This is a genomic window from Weissella tructae, assembly GCF_000732905.1.
In the GTDB taxonomy this organism is placed as follows: domain Bacteria; phylum Bacillota; class Bacilli; order Lactobacillales; family Lactobacillaceae; genus Weissella; species Weissella tructae.
The window spans coordinates 354,685-376,288 of the sequence record NZ_CP007588.1; the positions used below are offsets into that span (position 1 = coordinate 354,685).

At 42.1% G+C, this 21,604-nt stretch carries 21 protein-coding genes and 1 pseudogene; all 22 read left to right on the forward strand.

Annotated features, from left to right (window positions below; translation table 11 throughout):
* The first annotated feature begins 5 nt into the window (after positions 1-5).
* The 22 genes and pseudogenes from WS08_RS01785 (at position 6) to pknB (ending at position 21,575) form a co-directional block, all read left to right on the forward strand.
* Entirely contained in the window at positions 6-275 is a 270-nt protein-coding gene (locus WS08_RS01785; RefSeq protein WP_009495836.1) for a YggT family protein, read from the forward strand.
* Positions 268-483: pseudogene (locus WS08_RS07010) on the forward strand (YlmH family RNA-binding protein); the annotation flags it as partial. The gene WS08_RS01785 and the pseudogene WS08_RS07010, both read left to right, overlap by 8 nt.
* A 6-nt stretch (positions 484-489) precedes the next feature.
* The gene (locus WS08_RS01790; protein WP_009495837.1) at positions 490-1,050 is read left to right on the forward strand and encodes a YlmH family RNA-binding protein; all 561 of its coding nucleotides are present in this window, start codon (positions 490-492) and stop codon (positions 1,048-1,050) included.
* A 14-nt stretch (positions 1,051-1,064) separates the two neighbouring features.
* The gene (locus WS08_RS01795; RefSeq protein WP_009495839.1) at positions 1,065-1,736 is read left to right on the forward strand and encodes a DivIVA domain-containing protein; all 672 of its coding nucleotides are present in this window, start codon (positions 1,065-1,067) and stop codon (positions 1,734-1,736) included.
* A gap of 237 nt (positions 1,737-1,973) precedes the next feature.
* A complete protein-coding gene (gene ileS, locus WS08_RS01800; protein ID WP_009495841.1) occupies positions 1,974-4,766 on the forward strand; it encodes an isoleucine--tRNA ligase in 2,793 nt (930 codons plus the stop codon).
* A gap of 138 nt (positions 4,767-4,904) precedes the next feature.
* Positions 4,905-5,570 carry a histidine phosphatase family protein gene (locus WS08_RS01805; RefSeq protein ID WP_009495843.1) on the forward strand — a complete coding sequence of 222 codons (666 nt, stop codon included), beginning with the start codon at positions 4,905-4,907 and terminating at the stop codon, positions 5,568-5,570.
* A gap of 23 nt (positions 5,571-5,593) precedes the next feature.
* The gene (locus tag WS08_RS01810) at positions 5,594-6,238 is read left to right on the forward strand and encodes a tetratricopeptide repeat protein (protein ID WP_009495844.1); all 645 of its coding nucleotides are present in this window, start codon (positions 5,594-5,596) and stop codon (positions 6,236-6,238) included.
* A 1-nt stretch (position 6,239) separates the two neighbouring features.
* Positions 6,240-8,732, forward strand: a complete 2,493-nt coding sequence (gene recD2, locus WS08_RS01815; RefSeq protein ID WP_009495846.1) for an SF1B family DNA helicase RecD2 — start codon at positions 6,240-6,242, stop codon at positions 8,730-8,732.
* Between the two features lie 86 nt (positions 8,733-8,818).
* The gene (locus WS08_RS01820) at positions 8,819-9,541 is read left to right on the forward strand and encodes a YebC/PmpR family DNA-binding transcriptional regulator (RefSeq protein ID WP_009495848.1); all 723 of its coding nucleotides are present in this window, start codon (positions 8,819-8,821) and stop codon (positions 9,539-9,541) included.
* A 112-nt stretch (positions 9,542-9,653) separates the two neighbouring features.
* Positions 9,654-10,496: an ATPase, T2SS/T4P/T4SS family gene (locus tag WS08_RS01825; protein WP_009495850.1), complete on the forward strand. Its 843-nt coding sequence runs from the start codon at positions 9,654-9,656 to the stop codon at positions 10,494-10,496.
* A 161-nt stretch (positions 10,497-10,657) separates the two neighbouring features.
* Entirely contained in the window at positions 10,658-11,479 is an 822-nt protein-coding gene (locus WS08_RS01830; protein WP_157788560.1) for a type II secretion system F family protein, read from the forward strand.
* Positions 11,476-11,787, forward strand: coding sequence for a competence type IV pilus major pilin ComGC (locus tag WS08_RS01835; RefSeq protein ID WP_009495854.1), 312 nt, complete (start codon positions 11,476-11,478; stop codon positions 11,785-11,787). Before WS08_RS01830 ends, WS08_RS01835 begins: the two co-directional genes overlap by 4 nt.
* Positions 11,788-11,819: 32 nt before the next feature.
* Entirely contained in the window at positions 11,820-12,173 is a 354-nt protein-coding gene (locus WS08_RS01840) for a hypothetical protein (RefSeq protein WP_009495856.1), read from the forward strand.
* A gap of 13 nt (positions 12,174-12,186) precedes the next feature.
* A complete protein-coding gene (locus WS08_RS06895) occupies positions 12,187-12,339 on the forward strand; it encodes a hypothetical protein (RefSeq protein WP_157788561.1) in 153 nt (50 codons plus the stop codon).
* 50 nt (positions 12,340-12,389) lie between these two features.
* On the forward strand, positions 12,390-12,812 hold the full coding sequence (locus WS08_RS01845) for a hypothetical protein (RefSeq protein ID WP_009495858.1): 423 nt from the start codon (positions 12,390-12,392) through the stop codon (positions 12,810-12,812).
* A 34-nt stretch (positions 12,813-12,846) separates the two neighbouring features.
* The gene (locus WS08_RS01850; RefSeq protein ID WP_144242015.1) at positions 12,847-13,035 is read left to right on the forward strand and encodes a hypothetical protein; all 189 of its coding nucleotides are present in this window, start codon (positions 12,847-12,849) and stop codon (positions 13,033-13,035) included.
* A gap of 138 nt (positions 13,036-13,173) precedes the next feature.
* Positions 13,174-14,166: a class I SAM-dependent methyltransferase gene (locus WS08_RS01855; protein WP_009495862.1), complete on the forward strand. Its 993-nt coding sequence runs from the start codon at positions 13,174-13,176 to the stop codon at positions 14,164-14,166.
* Between the two features lie 108 nt (positions 14,167-14,274).
* Entirely contained in the window at positions 14,275-16,695 is a 2,421-nt protein-coding gene (gene priA, locus WS08_RS01860) for a primosomal protein N' (protein WP_009495864.1), read from the forward strand.
* A gap of 56 nt (positions 16,696-16,751) precedes the next feature.
* Entirely contained in the window at positions 16,752-17,714 is a 963-nt protein-coding gene (fmt, locus tag WS08_RS01865) for a methionyl-tRNA formyltransferase (RefSeq protein WP_009495866.1), read from the forward strand.
* Positions 17,698-19,071 (forward strand): 16S rRNA (cytosine(967)-C(5))-methyltransferase RsmB, encoded by a 1,374-nt coding sequence (gene rsmB, locus WS08_RS01870; RefSeq protein ID WP_009495868.1) that lies wholly within the window; start codon positions 17,698-17,700, stop codon positions 19,069-19,071. Before fmt ends, rsmB begins: the two co-directional genes overlap by 17 nt.
* Positions 19,072-19,110: 39 nt before the next feature.
* Complete coding sequence (locus WS08_RS01875; RefSeq protein WP_009495870.1) at positions 19,111-19,851, forward strand: Stp1/IreP family PP2C-type Ser/Thr phosphatase; 741 nt, start codon at positions 19,111-19,113, stop codon at positions 19,849-19,851.
* Positions 19,851-21,575: a Stk1 family PASTA domain-containing Ser/Thr kinase gene (pknB, locus tag WS08_RS01880; protein WP_009495872.1), complete on the forward strand. Its 1,725-nt coding sequence runs from the start codon at positions 19,851-19,853 to the stop codon at positions 21,573-21,575. Before WS08_RS01875 ends, pknB begins: the two co-directional genes overlap by 1 nt.
* Positions 21,576-21,604 lie beyond the last annotated feature (29 nt).

Consider the following 21,604-nt stretch of genomic DNA (forward strand, 5'->3'; position numbering starts at 1 on the left):
CACCAATGGGTATGATATTTTATGTCTTGAGCTTAGTACTACAAGCATTTCAAATTATTATCATTGTTTGGGCGTTGTTGTCTTGGTTACCTGGTGGACAACAATCAGGCTTTGGGCAATTACTGGGACGTATTGCTGGGCTGATTGTGGATCCAATCCGTCGTATTTTGCCAACAATTGGGATGCTTGATTTTTCACCTCTTGTGGCAATCTTGTTATTGCAAGCGGCGCAATCAGGATTGGTAAATATTGCTCGGATGGTTCTTTATGGATGATCTCAAGCAACATTTTCGACCAAGTGAAGCAGCTTTTGTGAATCAATCTCAGGGATGGGTGAATCAAGCGAGTAAAGAATATCGCCCCATCCTGACGCCTTTTCTAAATCCTCGCCAACGTTACATTCTCACCACATTAGTCAACAGGCAAGAGGAACTTAAAATTGAATCTCAAGGCATATTTAATCACGCAGAAAGTCAACGGGTGTTGATTATGCCTGATTATTATGTGTCATCACCTGATGACTTTGAGATGACATTATTAGAACTTGAGTATTCACAAAAATTTGCGACCTTACAACATCGCACTATTTTAGGTGCAATGGTTCATAGCGGACTAAAAAGGGAAAGCTTTGGCGATATCGTTGTTGATGATAATCAACGTTGGCAAATTGCAGTATCAAATCATATTGCACCGTTTGTGCAACAAGATTTGACGCGTATGGGCCGTAACAAAGTTAAACTTAAGCCAGTATCAGCAGAACAAGCGATTACGTTGGTTCAAGATTGGGTCGAATCAGATGTGACGGTAACGTCATTACGATTAGACACAGTTGTTGCCCAAGCATATCGTTTGTCGCGTACACAGGCTAAGGAACTTATTGAACGCGGGCTAGTCAAAGTTAACTGGACTGAAATCACCCAAGCTGACTTTACAATTGCGACAGATGACTTATTATCTGTCCGTGGGTATGGGCGAGTCCGAATTACGCAGAACAATGGTATCACCAAAAAAGAAAAGCATCGTTTGACGATAGCTGTTATTCAAAAGTAGAGGAGTAAGTTACGATGATCACCCCACAAGAAATTCACGCAAAACAATTTACAGAACGTTCAAATAAATGGTACGACAAGTCTGAAGTAACTGACTTCTTAGACCAATTGGCGATTCAATTAGAAGAAATGCAACAAGAAAACAACAACTTGCGTACTCGCGTAAGTGATGCAGATCAAAACTATGCACAAGTTGAAGAAATGAAGCAATCTGTTAATTCTTCTATCTTGATTGCGCAAGAAGCTGCTGAACGTTTGAAGCGTCAAACTGAAGCAGAAGCAGAGGCAACTTTGCAACAAGCGCAAATCGAAGCGCAAAAGATTGTGATGGAAGCTAACGTTAAGGCAAATGCTTTGCTAACTGAAAGCCAAGCGTCTAACGAAGAATTGGTTAAGCACCATGACGGTCTAGAAAATGAAATGGCGGCCTTCAAGGTACACGTTTCATCTTTGATGGCAAATGTACAAGAGATGTTATCATCAAAGGACTGGGCTGAATTCCAAACTAAGGGACGTCATGCAAGTATTGCGATTGTTCCTGAAGAAGTAGAAACACCAGTTTACGAAGCTGAAGCAACTGTTGTTGCTGAACCTGTAGCTGTTCCAGTGGAAGAAGATCAAACAGAAACAATGGTTATCTTCCCTGATTTAGAAGAAAATCAAGAAAACTTCTTGAATAAAGATTAATAATTCGTTATTCTTCTATATGTAGTTCTTTAACCAAACGGTAGATAGTATTCTAAAAAGCGACTTAGGGATTGGTGTGAGCCTAAGATAGTAACGCTAGCTACTTATCAGTAAAGAAATCATTTGAATAAAACTGTTGAGGCGACTATTGTCGCAAAAACGGGTGGTACCACGTTAATTAACGTCCCGGGTCAGTGTATACTGGCCTGGGACTTTTTATTTAGAAAGGGTTTTATAATGAAAATTAAAGAAACGCTAAACTTAGGAAAAACTAAGTTTCCCATGCGTGGAAACTTGCCCCAAACAGAATTGCAACGCGAAAATGTTTGGTTTGAAAACAAGGTTTACGAAGCACGTCAAAAGTTGAATGAAGGTAAGCCTTGGTTCATGTTGCATGATGGACCTCCATACGCCAACGGAAACATCCACATTGGTCACGCTTTGAACAAGATTTCTAAGGATATCTTGGTTCGATACAAGTCAATGAACGGCTTTAACGCACCATTTGTACCTGGTTGGGACACACACGGGTTGCCAATTGAACAACAATTGACAAAGGCTGGTAAGGACCGTAAGAAGGTTGGACCAGTTATCTGGCGTAAGATGGCGGCTGAATTTGCTGATAAGCAAGTGAAGAAGCAAAAGGATGATTTCAAGCGTCTTGGAATTTCTGCAGATTGGGACAACCCATATTTGACAAAGGACCAAGAATTCGAAGCAGCTGAAGTCCGTGTATTCGGAAAGATGGTTGCGCGTGATTTGATTTACCGTGGGAAGAAGCCTGTGCTTTGGTCATGGTCATCAGAATCAGCACTAGCGATGGCTGAAATTGAATATCACGATGTGACATCAACATCAGTTTCATTCTCAGAACGTGTTGTGGATGGTAAGGGTGTGTTGGATAACGACACATACTTTGTTGTTTGGACAACGACACCATGGACTATTCCAGCGTCACAAGCGATTGCGGTTAACCCAAACTTTGAATACGTTGTTGTAAAGCCAGCAAACTCAGACAAGAAGTTTGTTGTGGCAAATGCCCGATTGGCTACTGCAGCAGCTGATTTTGGTTGGGAAGAATACGAAATCATCAAGACTGTTAAGGGATCAGACATTGACCGTGTAACTGCGCAACACCCATACTTGGACCGCGAAGTTTTGGTTATCAATGGAGACCACGTTACAGATGAAGCTGGAACTGGACTTGTTCACACAGCGCCTGGATTTGGTGAAGATGACTTCTATGCAGCACAAAAGTACGATTTGCCTGTTATCATGAACGTTGATGGTCAAGGTAAGTTGACTGACGAAACTGGTGAAGACTTTGCTGGTGTGTTCTATGAAGACGCTAATGAAATTTCATTGCAAAAGTTGACTGAAAATGATGCTTTGGTTAAGGCACAAGAAATTACACACAGCTACCCATTTGACTGGCGTACAAAGAAGCCAGTTATCTACCGTGCTGTACCACAATGGTTTGCATCAATTGAACCATTCCGTCAAGAAATCTTGGACAGCCTAGACGATGTTGAATTCCAACCTGCATGGGGAAAGAAGCGTCTTGGAAACATGATTCGTGACCGTGGTGACTGGGTTATCTCACGTCAACGTGTTTGGGGAGTGCCATTGCCAATTTTCTACGCAGAAGATGGGACACCAATTCTAGATCCTGCATTGATTGACCACGTCGCAAACTTGTTTGCAGAACATGGATCAAGCATCTGGTTTGAAAAGGAAGCGGCAGAATTGTTGCCTGCAGGCTACTCAAATGAACACTCACCAAATGGTATCTTTACTAAGGAATCAGATATCATGGACGTTTGGTTTGACTCAGGTAGCTCACACGAAGGTGTGCTAAAGGAACGTTCAAACTTGAACTTCCCAGCAGACGTTGTGTTAGAAGGTTCTGACCAATACCGTGGATGGTTTAACTCATCATTGATTACATCAGTTGCGGTTAACCATAAGGCACCTTACAAGCGTGTTATCTCTCAAGGGTTCGCCTTGGACGGTAACGGGGATAAGATGTCTAAGTCAATCGGAAACACAATTGTGCCTGAAGAAATCGTTAAAGACATGGGTGCCGAAATTATCCGTCTATGGGTAACTTCAGTGGACTCATCTGCTGACGTGCGTGTATCTAAGGAAATCTTGGCAAAGACATCAGACACTTACCGTAAGATCCGTAACACAATGCGTTTCCTATTGTCTAACGTTGATGACTTTAACCCAGAAACAGATGCGGTCGCATTTGCCGACATGACACCTGTTGACCAATACTTCTATGCACGTTTCAATGAATTTGTACGTGACGTTAAGGCTGCTTACGACGCCTACGATTTCCAAGCAATCAACAAGTTGATTATCAACTTTATCAACGTTGATTTGTCTGCATTCTACTTGGACTTCGCTAAGGACATTTTGTATGTTGAAGCACCTAAGGGTGAATTGCGTCGTTCATTGCAAACAGTGTTGTACAAGATTTTGGTAGACATGAACAAGATGTTGTTGCCAATTTTGCCACACACTGCAGAAGAAATCTTTGAATACATGCCATTTGAAACAGCTGAATTTGCCTACCTTACAGAAATGGCTGAAGTTGAAGATCTTGGTGACACAACGACTTTGATTGCAAACTGGCAACAATTTATGACATTGCGTGACGCAGCCAACAAGGCGCTTGAAGTTGCACGTGATGCTAAGTTGATTGGTAAGCCAGCTGAAGCTGCATTGACTGTTTACTTGACTGCTGAACAAGCTGAATTGTTGTCAGCGCTTGGTCAAGATGTTCGTGTCTTGTTGTTGGTTTCTCAACTACACTTAGCTGATATCGCCGATGCACCAGCTGATACACCAGTATTCGATGAATACACAATCGCAGTGGCACATGCCGAAGGTGAAGTTTCACCTCGTGACCGTATGTACCACACTGATTTGGGTACCGATGCTGACTTCCCTATGTTGTCAGCACACGAAGCACAAATCGTGCGTGAAAACTACCCTGAAGCAGTTGCTGAAGGTCTAGAATAATTAAGAAAGCCTCTACGTCTTGTAGAGGCTTTTTTATTTCGCTGATTGCGTAAATTAAACATGTTGCACAAGCAAAGCTGTGGCATAATTAGAACATATATATAAGCGAGTGTTTGCGGAAAAGGATGTACATGAGAAATGACAAAGTTATATTTTATTCGCCACGGTAAGACAGAGTGGAATCAAGAAGGACGTTTTCAAGGAAAAGATGGAGATTCACCATTATTAGCAGAGTCATTCGATCAAATTAAGCTATTAGGTGGTGCATTAGCTGATGTTTCATTTGATCATGCATTTACAAGTCCAATTAAGCGTGCAGTAGATACAGCAGAGCTAACATTAGAAGCCATGCATCAAGCAAATGTACCTTTGACAAAATTATCAGGTCTTGCAGAATTTGGTATGGGTGTTTGGGAAGGGATGCGCTTTGTGGATGTAGAAGCGGGTTGGCCTGAAATGCTCTATGCATACCGCCATCAACCAGAACTATTTGACGCGACACAAGTCGAAGGCGCAGAAACATTTGCCCAAGTACAAGGTCGTTTCATGGACGCTGTAAATGAAGCGGTGGCTGAATTTGGTGGTCCAGATGTCAATTTAATTTTCTTTAGTCATGGTATGTCTTTGACGGCAGGAATGGCTGCATTGGTGGAACTACCCTTGTCAGAAACACGTGCTCGTGGCGGGCTATCAAATACGAGTACCTCAATTTTAGAAACTAGTGACGGTATCAATTACGTTGAATTATCACGTAATGATACGAGTTATTTAAATCTTGGTGATGACAGTACAAACACTGTTTAATCCAGCAGTGAAGGAGTAAAGCAATGCCAGAAACAAATGCAATGGAACGAAGCGTTAGTGAATTAGTACAATTAATCGAGATGGACGCGGACAATTGGTCTGCCTATGTGGATTTAATTGGTGCTTTGGTATTATCTAATGCTTTGCCTGAAGCAGAAGAATTAGGCTTGAAGAGTCTGACGTTATTTGCAGATAATCCTGAAGCTGTTGATCATTTGTTGTATGCGGTTGGAAATGTCTATTACACAGCGGGAGCCTATGACCGTGCACAAACATTTTTTGATCGCATCACACTTGAGTCATTACGATTGGATGCTGCATTAATGCAGGCACAAAGTTTATATGGACAAGGGCAATATAAAAAAGCGTTGGCCTTTGCATTAACATACACTGAAAAAGTGCCCACAGACGTTGATGGGCATGTCCTTTTGGGACGTGTTTGGTTAGCGCTGAATAATCTAGATACGGCTAAGGACATGTTTGATAAAGCCTTAGGATTAGATGCGGATCATTATGGTGCTAATTTTGGTCGTGGAGTTGTGGCAGTCTCTAATGGGGATGCGCAACATAATGAATGGTTAGAAAAAGCCAAGCAATTGAATCCTGTCCAATTTAAATCAGATGCAGAACAATTAGATGGACTATTAACGGTGTTAGGAGGCAATTGATATGAATCAAGAAGCCAATTCGAATCAAGCAACAGTTCAAGGTCGGGTTGAACATATTGTGTTCGCCGCACAAGATTCTTTTTATAAGGTCTTAGCCATTGAAGTTGATGATAATAATTTTGATTATGATGATACTGTCTTAACCGTTACAGGAAATTTTGGTGATATTCAACTGGATGGTGAATATGAATTCTTTGGTCGCGTGACGACGCATGCCAAATATGGTCGTCAATTTTTAGCGGAGAATTATCAACGTATTTCAACGGGGACAATTTCTGGATTAGTCCAATATCTATCAAGTGAGCGTTTCAAAGGGATTGGAGAAGCGACAGCGCAAAAAATCGTGGATGATTTGGGGATTAATGCTGTTGAATTAATTTTAGATGATCCCGATGTGTTGGCTGATATTAATGTATCGGACAAAATTAAACAAACATTGTACGCACAATTACAACAATCTGATGGGATGGAACGCGCTATTTATGCGTTAAATACCTTTGGATTTGGTGCGACATTGGCCACGAAAATTTACGAGATGTACCAGTTAGAAACATTGCAGGTCTTGAAGGCGAATCCATATCAGCTTGTGCAAGATGTTGATGGGGTATCTTTCAAGCGAATTGATCAATTAGCTCAGCAACAAGGGATTTCTTTTGATGATGAACGTCGTGTACGTGCCGCTGTGATTGCTGCGTTAAACGCTGTGACATTTGATTCAGGTGATACGTATATTGATGTCACACAATTAATGCAAGCGACTCAGCGTTTGCTAGGGAGTCGTGTGTCTGGAGAGCAAATTAAGGATGCTTTCGAGAATTTACTGGCTAATGACTATATCGTTCAAGAAGGTGAACACGTCTATATTGAAGCGGTGTATGAAGCAGAAAAAGCCATTGCACAAAAAATGTTACGCATGACAAAGCACAATCGGGTTTCTTTTGATCGTCAAACTGTCGTTAAAGAATTGAGTGTTGTTGAAAAGAATAATCAATTTACGTACGATGAGGACCAAAAAGAAGCCATCATTGCAGCATTGACCAATCGTTTGTTTATTTTGACCGGGGGACCTGGAACGGGTAAAACGACGATTGTGAATGCGATTGTTGCAACATACAAGCGATTGTTACGTGCCGAAGGGTTAAAAGAAGATGCTGTACAAGCCAATATTCTTTTAGCAGCGCCAACTGGTCGTGCTGCCAAACGTTTATCTGAAGCAACAGATATGCCAGCTTCTACCATTCATCGTTTGTTAGGTATCACTGGTCGTGAGAATTTAGATGCGATTGATATCGAGCCACTCGAAGGTCGTTTGTTAGTTATCGATGAAATGTCGATGGTGGATACACAATTATTTGCCTTATTAGTTGAAGCAATTGCTTCAAACATGCATGTTATTTTAGTGGGTGATAAGGACCAATTGCCATCAGTTGGGCCAGGACGTGTCTTTTATGATTTGTTAGCAAGTGGCTTATTGAGTTATCGTGAGTTAGAAATTATTCATCGCCAAGGTAAAGGGTCAACAATTATTGAGCTGGCTAATGAAGTGAAACAAGGTCGTTTACCTGATAATTTGACGGAACGTCAAGTGGATCGTTCTTTCTTTCCAGCGTCTGGTACGCAAGTACGTGATATTGTCCAAAAAATTGCTGAGACGTGGCAGAAACGTGGATTTAGTGTCGCGGATATGCAAATTTTGTCACCGATGTATCGTTCAGCCGCTGGGGTGAATGAGTTAAATGAATTAGCACAAGAAATCTTTAACCCACTTACCGGGAAAAAGCGTGAAATTGTGATTAAAACAGGTGAGATGCCAACGAGTTTCCGTGTTGGTGATAAAGTGATGCAAACGGCTAATGATCCAGAAAACAACGTGTTTAATGGGGATATTGGTTACATCAAAACCATCATGTATGCCAAAGATAAAGAAAATGATGCTAAAGAAGACATTGTGACGGTTGAATTTGATACTGGGGTGGTTGATTATCCACGTCAGAATTTGATTCAATTACGTTTAGCATATGCAACGACGATTCACAAAGCGCAAGGGGCTGAATATAAATTAGTTATTATGCCAATGGTTGGTGCGTTTTCTCGTATGTTACAACGAAATTTGTTGTATACAGGTTTAACACGTGCGAGTGAGTCATTGGTGTTGATTGGGGAACAATCAGCCTTCATGCAAGCTGCACAAACTGAAGGTATTAAGCGTCAAACTACTTTGAAAGAACGACTACTCCAATTTGATTTGGGAGAAATTGTGGAAGTGACCTCAGAACCGGAGATGGTTGAAACACCAACGACTAAGGTGGCTGATGATAGCATTACTGAGGTCGTTCAGGATACGCCCGTTGAACCGATGGATGTTGCGAAAAAGGCGGTAAATGATGCACCCATTACTGGACCACTTACCGCTGAAATAATTATGGCCGAAATTATTGATCCTAATATTGGGATGATGGGGATGAAACCAGAAGATTTTGTTTCCGTTGACTAGATGTGAATCTGAACTAAAAACTAGGCACATAAAAAAAATTATGATAAAATAAGTTGATAAATTTTCGAAGAAACGGGGTTTTTGATATGTCAGGACACAGTAAATGGCACAATATTCAAGGACGTAAGAACGCCCAAGATGCAAAGCGTGGAAAGATCTTCCAAAAGATCTCACGTGACCTATACACGGTAGCGAAAGATGGTGGAGCAGATCCTGCATCAAACGCATCATTGCGTTTGGTTATGGATAAGGCTAAGGCCGCTAACATGCCAAAGGAAAACATCCAACGTGCATTGGACAAGGCGTCTGGTGCTGGTGGAGCGAACTACCAAGAATTGACATATGAAGGATACGGACCAGCTGGTTTGGCCGTATTGGTTCAAGCATTGACGGATAACACAAACCGTACTGCTGCATCAATTCGTGCTAGTTTCAAGCACTTCGGTGGAGAATTGGGAGCTACTGGATCAGTTGCTTACCAATTCGAACGTAAGGGATACATTGAAATTCCTCGTGATGGAGAAACTGAAATCGACGAAGACCAATTGTTTGAAGACATGCTTGAAGCAGGTGCAGATGACATGAAGACTTACGATGACCAATTCGAAATCTACACAGAACCTAAGGCATTCCCTGAAGTTCGTGATGCGTTGACTGAAAAGGGATACACTCTAGTGAACGATGAAGTAACAATGATTGCTGAAAACCCAATGGAAGTTCCAGCGGACAAGCAAGAAACATTGGTTAACTTGGTTGACGAACTAGAAGCAAACGATGACGTTGTGGCTGTATTTACAACTGCTGAATAATCATTTGCACTTATAAGTAAAATTAAGAGCCTTGGACAGGTAAAACTGTTCAAGGTTTTTTTGTGTCTTTCAACCAAACCTGGTGCTTTCTTTAGATGTTAGGAGGGTAAGTATGAAGACACAAATTCAAGCATTAATCGAAGCTGCGTATGCACAAAAAGCCAGTGATATCTATCTCATCCCCGACATCCAAGGTTATCGTTGTGGCTTTTACACTCGGACTGGTATCACCTGGCAAGAAACACTCACGCAAAGTGAAGGCGAGCATATGATTCGCTATCTTAAATACAAGGGTGGATTAGATTTATCAGATGGGCGTCGACCACAAGATGGCAGGATTCGATTTAATATCAATCAAGGGACGATCTATGGTCGGATTTCTTGTGTTGGGGATTATCAGTTACGAGAAATGTTGGTGCTGCGTTTAATCTATGCCTTATCGGCGGAATGGTTGTCTTGGGAGAATGACCAAGCGTTGAATCGTTTGGGTACACAGTTACAGGATGCAAATGGGTTGATTTTATTTGCAGGTAAGATGGGGAGTGGGAAAACCACAACAATGCACTACACGCTACAAACGTATTTGAAAGATAAATTAGTCCTGACGATTGAAGACCCCGTCGAAATTGTCCAAGCTGATTTTATGCAATTGGAAGTGAATGAGTTAGCTGGTATGACCTATGAACAATTATTGCGAGTGGCTTTACGACATCATCCAGAAGTATTAGTCATTGGTGAAATCCGTGATGCTGCCACAGCGGCGTGTGCGATTAAAGCGGCGTTAAGTGGGCATCTTGTATTGGCAACCATCCATGCGAAATCAGATGGCGATATCAAGGCACGCTTACATACCTTAGGTGTTAAACGTGCCTTAGCAGAACAAGCAATGACAGCGACTGTCTTTACACAAAAGCAAGCCGATAGTCAGCTTGTTCATTTGGAGGTCAATCGTTGATGCGACTAACCTCAAAAAAATGGACCAGAAAGACGGAACATCAATTTTTTCAGTCCTTACGCGACTTACAACAAAATGGCTATAGCTTATGTCGTAGCCTAGATGTCTTACAGGCGATGTACCCTAAAATAAGTGCGGATTTATTGGTCGTTAGACGTATATTGGCCCAGGGACGCCCCTTAACAGAAGCGCTAGCAACATTTGTGCGCCAGGGAATTTTAGATGAATTGTCATTAGTCTCTTTACATGGTTATCAGTTGGCATTATTAAGCGTGATTGGTCAACGTGAGCGACAGCAACTCCTACAACGAAAACGATTAATCACGGTCTTATGTTATCCAGTTCTGTTACTGCTGTTACTGAGTATTCTTGGTGCCTATTTAAGTTTCTGCCTCATGCCACAGATAGGCGCAAAGTTCTGTGACCAAATGACGTGGTGGGGCATTGGTATCGTTTGTATGAGTAGCTATTTGATTCCAGCGTGGTTTAAGCGCTTATCAAAGCGCCAACAATTGGCATGGGTACAACGTATCCCCGTGATTGGACCAATAATTCAATTGAGCGTCCAACAAGGTTTATGTATTCAGATTGGTTATTTGTTAATGAGTGGGGTGAATTTATATGACGTTGTGACCTATTGTCAGGGGCATCAGCGGTATTGGTTATGTCAATTAATCGGCCCGTCAGTGGCAAATGCTTGGGAACAAGGGCAAACATTAGAGCGCGGACTAAATCAGGTGCAATATCTACCGACAGAAGCAAAGACCTTATTCATGCGGGGGAATCCAACGCAACAAGTCGGTCGTGATTTAGTGCAATTAGCTGAGCACCTAAATGTCCGCCAAGAACAACGTATTCAAGCGGGTTTGGCCTCGGTACAACCACTATTATTTTTGGTGATTGGTCTGTTGGTAGTTGGACTTTATATGATGTTATTGTTGCCGATTTACGATCAAATGTTAACAATGGGAGGGCCGGAATGAAAAAGAAACGTCGTGGATTTACATTGATTGAAACAGTGACAACCTTATTTATCGTGTCATTATTAGCGATGTTGATTATTCCCAATGTCGCTAATGTTCGTCAAGCCGCGAATAAACGACAGTCAGACGCAATGGTTCATATGATTCAAGGTCAAATTGCGATGTATTATGAAGGCTCAAATAAAGCGAACGTGAATTACAAAGAATTAATTGATGGTGGTTATTTATCAGAAGCACAGGTGAAATCAGCCGAAGAAGCCGATATTTACATTAAGAATGGTCAGGCGATTAAAGGAGATTTGAAATAAGGCGCCAAGGTTTCTTACTAAATGAATGGTGTTTGGCGCTGGTATTACTGGGAACCATAATCGGTTTTACACCGACCTATCAGCGATACGCTGAGCAACTTGCTTGGCAAGGCTTTGAACAACAAATTCGTATGATGCAACACCGTGCTTTAATGCAGATGCGCTATGATAAAACACGCCATTATTTATATTTAGCAGAGACAACAGTGCAATTAGATAATGGCATCGCGATATCATTACCTGATGGTTGGCATATCGCGCAAGCGTGTCGGATTGAAATTAGTCGGGCGCATCCCCAAGCTGGGAAAGTACAATTAATGAATCAAACCAAACGGAAAGCCGTGGTATTTCAACTGGGAGGTGGCACGTTTGATATTCAAGGTTAGGCGGGGGTTCATATTGAGTGAAGCATTGATTAGTTTAATGATTGTTTGTTTGGCCATCAATATGACGGTGATGCTATTAAGCCAACAACGTACGCAACTAAAACGAGAACAAGACTTATTACGGGCCGCAGAAGTACGGTGGGAATCATTACGAACAATACGATAGCTAACCAATTAAAGGGAACTAGCCGTCATTTGCGTCAGGGCTATATTTTGATGGAAGTTGTGCTGAGCCTAGCGATTTTAAGTATGTTATGTCAGTTAGGGACACAGATGTTAAGCAGCGTCCGCTTAGACATTCATCAAACAATCCAACAAGTACGAGCACGTGAAATGACGGATTTAATTTGGCGTCTAAATAACATTGCACCGAAAATGACGCAGGTCAGGATTACATCAGATCAATTGACCTTTTACAACGCCAAAGTGCGCGATGATTGTACTTTAGGTTTGAATAAACAACGTCTCGTATATCGCAAACATGATCGTGGGTATTATGTGTGTTGTACGCAAGTTGATGCGGTCAATTTTCAGCGAATCTCGGCACACATAGTTTTGTTAAAAATCACATTTTTAGATGGCACCAAAGGAGAGGCTCAATTAGCTATCCATACTTGGGACAAAAGCAGAAGGAGCTGAGGACGTGATACAAAAACGAAAAGGCTGTTTGTTAATGACAAGTATTGGTTTGGCGATGATCATCAGTGTGGCAACATGCCTCTTACTGCCCATAAAGCAACATGAAATGCTGATTGTCCGCGATAAGCGACAATACCTAGAAAAACAAGCGCAACAGTTACAAGCTATCCGTCATGAACGGGCAAAGGGGAATGCATCTAAGCAGGCGTTAAGTGAACCATGATACCCCAGAAGTGTAAGACGAAAGTGAATACAGCATCATCTGGCTAAATTTAGCGGCGTGATAGTGATTTAAGCATTGAGTCAGGGGTGAAACTTGATACAATGGAAGTAACAAAAACTGATAAAAGAGGATGAAACCATGTTTGAAGCCATTGAGCAAGCAATTAAGCAATTACAAAAAGTGCAAGAAATGATTGGTGAAGTGATGGAAGGTCCAGCAATTGAAGCCCACATTGGGGTCTACGAATTATTGCTTGGTCAACCGGATACTTGGTTTACTGATTTACCAGCCGATATTCAAGCCCAAATTCAAGATGCCTTAAAGGAAAGTGGTTTCTTTGAATTAAATGCTGAACAACGTCGCCAAGTGTTGCAACTACAACTAGTTGCAACGATGCGTGCCGACAGTTTGCCATCAAACTACCAAGTCACACCTGATGCCATTGGTTTGTGGTTCACAGTTTTGGCTGAAACTTACTTTGCTAAGCAAGAAACTGTTGAAATCTTAGACACAACTGTGGGAACAGGAAACTTGTTAGCCACTGTTGCCTTGAGTTTGCAACAAAAGGGTAAGGAAGTGCATGCTAGCGGAATCGAAAACGATGATACGATGATTACCATCGCTAGTGGTATGGCTGCGTTAACTGATATGGATTGGGACTTGGTACATGAAGATGCTATGGTCGCGAATATGCCTAATCAACAATTGGTTATCGGTGATTTACCAATTGGTTACTATCCAAATGAAGTGGCCGATAACTTCATTACGAAGGCACCAGAAGGACGTTCATTCGTGCACCAAGTTTTGATTGAGCAAGCGATGCACCAAGTTCGTCCAGGTGGATTGGGATTGTTCTTGGTACCTGTTAATGCATTGGAAAATAAAGAATTGTTGGCATACTTTGCGGCCGATGCAGTACATTTCCAAGGGATGGTGCAATTGCCAGATAAGTTGTTTACAGATGCCAAGCAAGCCAAGAGTATCTTGATGTTACAAAAGGCCGGGGATGATTCACAACAAGCATCACCAGCCATGATTGGACTTGCGCCTGAAATGCGTGATTTAGATGGTATCCGTGATTTCGTTAAGCGTCTGCAAAAGTGGATGATTGAAAATAAGATTCAAGCGTAAACACTTGATAATTAAGGGATGACAATGAATAATTGTTGTCCCTTTTTTTCGTTTTGGCCTGTTTTTTTGGTACAATAGATAAGTGTACCGAAAAAAGGAGGACTTAGAATGCAAGCTCAAGTTGTAGTTGATGTACCGACCATGCAGACTAATCAACCTTATACTTATCAGATTCCAACCCATTTAGAAGAAATGGTGGAAGCGGGTATGCGTGTGATTGTGCCTTTTGGAAAAGGGAATCGTCGTGTACAAGGATTTGTCGTCGAAACAAGTCTAAGTGAAACGGACACAACAAATAAGATAAAAGAAATCGATGAAGTACTTGATTTGGCTCCAGTGTTAAATCAAGAGATGTTAGAACTTGGTGCGTGGATTGCACAGGAAACATTTGCATTTCAAATTAATGTGTTTCAAGCCATGCTGCCCAATGTGATGCGTGCAAAATATTCAAAAACGCTGCAATTGATTGATGGCGTTGATTTACATGATTATCCAGAAATAGCAGATTTGTTTGTGGATCGTTATGAAATTCCGTTTAATGCGGAAGAAGTTGATCCAGCTTGGTGGCCACAATTACAACGTCTACAAAAAAAGCAAATGATTCAATTTGGTTATTATGTGGATGATCGTGCGCAAGCCAAAATGGTAACGGCACTACGTCCAACGAAAGATGCGGCATTTTATGAAAACGAATTAACGCAGTTACGTAAAAATGCGGTGAAACAAGCGCGATTGTTACGCTATCTGGCTCAAGCAGAGTCTGTCTACCAACCACAACGAGAAATCGTGGCGGCATTAGAATTGGATTATGCGAGCTTGCAAAAAGCAGAAGATAATGGCTGGATTGAACGTACTGAAATCGAGCAATATCGTTTACCAAAGTTAACGAGTGCGATTGAACGAACTGAACCATTAGTATTAAATTCTGAGCAAGAAATTGCGTATGCAGCAATTACGGATAGCTTAGTCAATGAGCCCAAAACTTTCTTATTAGAAGGTGTCACCGGTTCAGGAAAAACGGAAGTCTATCTGCAAAGTATTGCGCAGACCTTAGCACAAGGTAAGACCGCCTTGATGTTAGTACCTGAAATTACGCTAACACCACAAATGGTGCGTCGTGTGAAAGGCCGTTTTGGTGACGCAGTTGCGGTGATGCATAGTGGACTCTCAGATGGTGAGCGATTTGACGAATGGCGTCGCATTGAACGTCAAGAAGTTAACGTCGTGGTTGGGGCGCGTTCAGCTGTATTTGCTCCTTTGGCAAATATTGGGCTAATCATCATGGATGAAGAGCACGAAGCAACTTATAAACAAGATGAAAATCCCCGCTATCATGCTCGGGATGTTGCCTTGTGGCGAGCCAAATATCATGGTGCTGTCAGCGTCTTAGGTTCAGCAACGCCTTCGTTGGAAAGTCGCGCACGTGCACAAAAAGGTGTCTATGGTTTGTTGACGATGACAAAACGTGCCCTGAATAATCCATTGCCGGAAACAACGATTGTGGATATGCGTGAAGCAGTCAAAGTAACTGGGGATGATTTGTTTTCACCGGAATTAATGACGGCAATACAGACACGCTTAGACCGTAAGGAACAAAGTGTCTTGATGTTGAATCGTCGTGGGTTTGCGAATTTTGTGACCTGTCGTGATTGTGGTGAGACACCAACCTGTGTGAACTGTGATTTGGCATTGACGATGCATGCACATCAAGGACAACTTGTTTGTCACTATTGTGGATATAGCCAGGCCATTCCAACAGCTTGCCCAGCTTGTGGCTCAAACCGTATTCGTCCGTTTGGAACTGGGACGGAGAAAGTGGAACAAGAATTACAGGCTCGTTTCCCTGAAGCGCGTATTTTACGTATGGACGCTGATACAACCCGTCGTAAAGGGGCGAGTGACGCCTTATTAGAAACCTTTGGTGCTGGTAAGGCAGATATCTTATTGGGAACGCAAATGATTGCGAAAGGATTAGATTTTCCAAATGTCACATTAGTCGGTGTTTTAAACGCCGATACAACATTGGGATTACCTGATTTTCGAGCGGCTGAGCGTACATTCCAATTGTTAACTCAGGTATCGGGTCGTGCCGGTCGTGCGGATAAATTAGGTGAAGTCGTGATTCAAACCTTTAATCCAGATCATTATGCGATTCAATTCGCACAGGCACATGACTATGAAGGTTTTTATGGTCAAGAAATGAGTTTACGTCGTGAATGGCGATATGCACCGTATTTCTATACGATACAGATTAAGATTGGTCATCAAGATGAAGCACATGCGGCTAAAGTGGCGTATCAATTAGCTGAATGGCTAAAGCCACAGATGGGTTCTCAAACAATTATGCTTGGCCCATCAACAGGAGCCGTCGCACGGTTAAAAAATAAATATTATTATCGTTTGGTTTTGAAGTATCGTAATGGTACCGAACTATTTAATGCATTGACTGAATTAATGCAAAAAGGCCAAGTATTACAAAGAGAAAAAGTCACCTTAGTGATTGACCGTGAACCGGTTAGTTTCATCTAAGGTGTGTAAAAGGAGTCAGTATGACAACAAAGATAAGGTGTGTAAAAGGAGTCAGTATGACAACAAAGATTATTTTTATGGGTACACCTGATTTTTCAGTGCCAATTTTGAATGCCTTGATTGCGGCACCAGAATATGATGTGATCGCAGCCGTAACACAACCTGATCGTCCAGTAGGGCGTAAGAAGGTATTACAACCAACGCCAATTAAGGCAGCTGCATTGGCTGGTGACGTGCCAGTGTTCCAACCCGTTAAATTGGGTGGTTCTGACGAATTGGACCAACTAATCGCGATGGAACCAGATTTGATTGTGACAGCTGCTTATGGCCAATTTTTGCCTACGCGTTTCTTAGAATCAGCCAAGATTGCAGCCATTAATGTGCATGCATCATTGTTACCTAAGTACCGTGGTGGGGCGCCAATTCATTACGCTGTGATGAATGGTGATGCCAAAACCGGTGTCTCAATCATGTACATGGTCAAGAAGATGGATGCGGGTGATGTTTTGTCACAAGCTGAAATTGCAATTCCTGAAAATGCAACAACAGGTGAGATGTTTGCGGATCTAAGTACTTTGGGGCGTGATACATTGTTAGCAACTTTGCCAGGCTTGATTGCTGGTGAAATTGAAGGGACACCACAAGATGCAGAATTGGTCAGTTTCTCACCAAACATTGCACCAGAAGAAGAAATTCTTGATTTCACAGGGTCAGCTCAATCAGTACATAACCATGTGCGTGGGTTAAACCCATTCCCAACTGCCCACACAACAATTAATGGTGTGCGCACAAAGATTCAACAAACACATTTGACTGGTGAAACAACAGAGTTGCCTGCCGGAGCAATTGTTAAAAAGACGAAAAAAGAATTGTGGTTAGCGGCTGGAGATGGTCAAGTTATCGCAATCGATGAACTACAACCAGCAGGTAAGCCTAAGATGGCCGTTGCTGCATACTTAAATGGCCATGCGGCCTTCAACGAAGGAGATATTGTAATTACTCATGACGAACCAAAGTAAAGGTAAGATCCCACAATGGGAAAAGAACAATGCACGTGCATTAGCCGTACGCACATTGGAAAAGGTCCAAAATGGTGCCTACTCTAATCTACAATTGAATGCGATTGTGAAGCAATCAGAACTAGATAGTCGTGACATCGCCTTTATGACAAACATGGTTTATGGGGTGATTCAACATCGTTTGACATTGAATTACTGGTTGACGAGTTTTGTTAAGAACCCAGACAAGTTGGATCCATGGGTTCGTGAATTGTTGTTGATTTCAATGTTCCAAATGGTTTACATGGACAAGGTTCCTAAGCACGCCATTTTTGACGAAGCAATTGAATTAGCAAAGCGTCGTGGGCACGCTGGAATTCGTAAGTTGGTGACGGGTGTCTTGCATGCCATTGATCGTGAAGGTTTGTCAGACTTTTCTGAATTAACAAACTTGTCAGAACGTCTGTCAATTCAATACTCAATGCCAGAATGGTTAGTGGAATCTTTCTTGAACGATTACGGACAAGAACGTACAGAACAACTGTTGACGAGTGTTAATGAAGCACCTAAGCAATCAGCTCGAGTGAATACAGTTATGAATACAGTTGAAGAAGCCATTGAAACTTTGACAGCTGAAGGCTTCACCGTTGAACGTTCTGAAGTGAGCCCAGTTGGTTTGTTGTTGAGCGGCGGTCATGTGGCCAGTTCAGATGCTTTTGCAAATGGACTTGTGACATTACAAGACGAATCAGCTATGTTGATGGCGCCAGCGATGACATTGACAGAAAGCATGCAAGTGCTTGATGCTGCAGCTGCACCAGGTGGAAAGACAACACAAATTGCCACATACCTTGACCCTGCGCAAGGTGGGATGGTCACAGCGTTGGATATCCATGAACATAAGGTCTCATTGATTGAAGATAATGCAGCGCGTTTGGCCGTTGCTAAGCAAGTTGATGCACGTTTGCTTGATGCACGTAAGGTTGATGAAGCCTTTGCAGATGCAACTTTCGACCGTATCTTGGTTGACGCACCATGTTCAGGATTTGGACTATTGCGTCGTAAGCCAGAAATTCGTTACGACAAGTCAATTGCAGATAGTCAAAACTTGCAACGTATTCAATTAGCCATTTTGGACGCAGTGGCGGACAAGGTTAAGGTTAACGGGGATATTGTTTACGGTACTTGTACAATTTTGAAGTTGGAAAACACAGACGTTGTGGATGCCTTTTTGGCCACACACGATGACTTTGAAGTAGTGCCAACATTCTTGGACAATGACTTAGACGTTCGTACAGCTGATGGTAGCGTACAAATTTTGCCAGATGATTTTGGTTCAGACGGTTTCTTTATTGCAACACTACGTCGAACAAAGTAAAACGTTCGATTGCTTAAAGAAACGTAGAAAGGAACAAATATGAAAATTTCATATGCGACAGATATTGGTCGTGTTCGAACGAATAATCAAGACTATGTTGGCGTCTACATGAATCAATTTGGGGCACAATTAGCTATCGTGGCTGATGGTGTCGGCGGAAGTCGTGGTGGAGATGTTGCATCAACGATGTTGGTGTCAGAATTAGGTCAACTGTGGCAAGCAACTGAATTTGTGAATGCAAGTGATGCACATGAATGGATTTCACAACAAACAGTGGAAGTAAATCACCACATTGTGGAAGCCTCTAAGCAATCAGCTAATTTAGAGGGGATGGCAACAACCATGGTGCTGGCTGCTATCTTTGAAAAGTCAGTTTTGATTGCCAATATTGGGGATTCACGTGCTTACCTGATTCGTCAACAAGTACTTCACCAAATTACTGAAGATCATAATATGGCAGCTGAATTGCTAAAAGAAGGTGCCATTACAGAAGCTGAAGTGGAAGTACACCCTGGCCGTAATGTGATTACACGTCAATTAGGTTTGGATGACATGGTTGATTTGGATATGTATGGCGTTGATTTAGAACCAGATGATCTACTACTGCTAACAACTGACGGGATGCTAAAGCATGTCCCTGAAACGCAAATTATGGATGTTATCCAACAAAGTGACGACTTGTCCGCAAGTGTTGAACAATTAATTTTGGACACAAATGCGGCAGGTGGAACCGATAATGTCACGGTCTTGCTTGGTCACCAAGAAAGCGAGGGCGCATAATGTTAACTGGACACTTAATTGGTGATCGTTATCGTATGATTTCTCGTTTAGGAAAAGGTGGAATGGCGAATGTCTATCGTGCCTTTGACACCATCCTAGAGCGTGAAGTTGCGGTTAAATTTATGCGCTTGGACTTGAAAGATGATCCGATGGTTCAAAAGCGTTTTCAAAATGAAATTCAAGCATCATCTGACTTAGTAAATCCACATATTACGCAAGTTTATGACTACGGTGAAGAAAATGGTAGCCAATACTTGGTCACTGAATTTGTGGATGGTAAAGATTTAAAGCGATATGAACTAACAGAAAGCCCAATCCCATTAACGAAGATTGTTGACTTGATGTCACAAATTTTGTTGGGGGTTGAAGCCGCGCATGAACAACACATTATTCATCGTGACTTGAAGCCGCAGAATATTTTGATTTCACTTGATGGTGAAGCTAAAATTACTGACTTTGGAATTGCTCGTGCGCAGTCTAGCTACGGTATGACGCAAACAAATACGGCCATTGGGTCGGTGCACTACATGGCACCGGAACAAGTCCGTGGTGAAACGGCTAGTGTTCGTAGTGACATTTATTCACTAGGAATTATGTTATTTGAACTTCTAACGGGTGATGTGCCTTACACAGGCGAAACATCAGTTGCGGTCGCTGTGAAGCACACGACTGAAACGATGCCTTCAGTTCGTGAGCAAGATCCACGTATCCCACAAGCTTTAGAAAATGTTGTGTTAAAAGCCACTGCTAAGCATCCAGCTGATCGTTATGCCAGCGCTGAAGAGATGCGCGAAGACTTGGAGACGGTGTTGTCACCTGATCGTGTTAATGAAGCAAAGTGGGTTGAATCACGTGTAAGCGAAGATTCAACGGTTACAAAGGTGTTGAATTTGTCAGGCGCTGATCGTCATGGTCAAGCCACACAAATGACAACAACGATTGCGACGCAAGTAGTACCTGATCGTGATGAGATAACGGTTGCACCTATTGGTGATGTGAAGAAACGTCAACCAAAAAAGACATCAAGAAAGCGTTGGTTGATTGCTTTGATTGGTGTTTTGTTGGTATCAATTGTGGCCGCTGCCTTTATGATTAAAGCGCAACCGCAAACCTATACGGTACCTGATGTTAAGACGATGAACTTGTCACAAGCTAAGGCGGCCTTGGCAGCTAGTAATTTAGCGTTGGGGGATGTCAAAGAAGAATATTCATCAACGTTAGCTAAGGATATGATCATTGCGTCAACACCAGGATCTGGCACGAAAGTTCGTAAAGATGCCAAGGTTGATTTGGTTATTTCTAAAGGTCCTGAAAAAGTGCGCTTTGGTGACTATGTGAATGCGAAGTACGCGGATGTTTCCGACGAATTAAAGCGTAAAGGTTATTTGATTAATCACGATTATCAATATAGCAATTACTATCCTGCGGGTTACATTATTAGTCAAAGCGTGAAGGCTGATGCTAAGGTTATTCCTGGTGATACAAATGTCACTTTTGTCGTATCAAATGGACCTTTGCCAGTTACACCAACATTGCCATCGACTCGACCAGAGACAAATAGTGGGGCAAGCGAAAGCAAAGATGAGCCGTCGTCCGAAACGTCTTCATCAGCAGAAGAATCTAAGTCAGAAGACAAAGACTCTGCCAAAGATGACAAAAACACTGACGATACAAAAGATGTAGAATCAGAAAAAGAAACAACACCTAAAGACGATAAAGACTAATTTATTGTCGTTAAGAACATTATAAGGAG